Genomic DNA, 280 nt, shown 5'->3' with positions numbered 1-280 from the left:
CTCCTTGTTGTCGTCCCAGGTCTTCCCGATGCCCGTCCCGTTCCGCCGCTGAGCTGAACGGGCCCCGGCCTGGTTCCGGGGGTACTACCGGGCCCGTGTGGCCCGGCAGGTGCATCGGGGGCTTCTGCTGCGCGATCAGAGGATCGCGACCGGTACCGCTCTGCTCAGCCCTGGCGCTGCTTGTGGCGCAGGTTCGAGCAGATCACGATGATCCGGCCGTGACGGCGGATCACCTGGCACTTGTCGCAGATCTTCTTGACGCTCGGCTTGACCTTCACGA

Annotated in this window: 1 protein-coding gene; it reads right to left on the bottom strand. The window is 66.4% G+C overall.

Translation table 11 applies throughout. The features are described from left to right. Positions 1-164: 164 nt before the first annotated feature. Positions 165-278, bottom strand: coding sequence for a 50S ribosomal protein L36 (rpmJ, locus tag DBV35_RS29955; RefSeq protein WP_020622917.1), 114 nt, complete (start codon positions 276-278; stop codon positions 165-167). Positions 279-280 lie beyond the last annotated feature (2 nt).

The organism is Acuticoccus kandeliae, from assembly GCF_003073115.1.
This window is presented reverse-complemented; position numbering and strand designations above follow the sequence as displayed.